At 41.0% G+C, this 904-nt stretch carries 1 protein-coding gene; it reads right to left on the bottom strand.

Going from position 1 to position 904, the window contains the following annotated elements:
• Nucleotides 1-237: 237 nt before the first annotated feature.
• Nucleotides 238-904, bottom strand: a 667-nt coding sequence (locus ACRCJ0_RS15985) for a DUF1189 family protein (RefSeq protein WP_431391157.1), incomplete at its 5' end; no start/stop codon positions are given.

The following is a 904-nucleotide window of genomic DNA, read 5'->3' on the forward strand; positions in this document are numbered from 1 at the left end:
AAAGATCGTTTTGATCAATTCCTCGGATTTTTTGGGTTAATGATAAATTATTTTTTGACGCTCGCAACCTAGTCGGGTTCGCTCGACCAGCTCAAGTCCACTTCAGAATAGTTTGCATCACACTTTGTGTGATACGGCACTATTCTTCCAGTTTATGAGCGAGTTGATGCTTTAGCACTTACTCGCTTAAATGCGTTAGAAGTTGTTTAGCTGAGCGGTCTCACTCACACCCTTGTATTATTTCTGCATTTTTATGACTTGTACTTTTTTCAATAGTCGCCATAAACGTATCAATGCGAAGACATACATGATTTCTAATTGATAGACAACATAGAAGCCAAATAGGTTAAAGAGCGTGATGACCATTAGTGGCATAGTTAATGACGCAAGGGCTAAAGACAACCGCATTTTAAAGGTTAGTCTTAAGCGGGTTGAATCAGGTAGCATACCAATTACTAAGGCAATCATCAGGCTAGCTAGCACTAGATTTAATAGGCTAGACAGGGTTACAATGACGAAGATAATCGGGTAGTAGGCCCAAGTTAGGCTAGTCATTGACTGGATAATGCCTTTGACACCATCGCTATTGGCAGTGTCACCTAATTGTGCGTAGGTGAAGGCAATGGGTTGTCCCATAAATGACAGGGTCAGGTTATCTGAGTTGTTTTCAACAGTGATCAGATTGTTTTGACTAGTCGCCACGTCTTGGCTAGCGATTTCATCATTTGGATCAAAGGCATAGGTTATCAGGTCTGTTTCAAAAATAAAGGCCGCTTGGTCATCGCTGGTGGCTATTTTGCCATCTGTGACTTGATAGTCAGGGATTTGATTAACGATCGATGTTGCGTTGGTTTCTAGTAAATCAAATACTTTCAAAGTGTCGAAGAAGGTCGGAATTGCGGAT

This window comes from Aerococcus sp. L_32, from assembly GCF_050689315.1.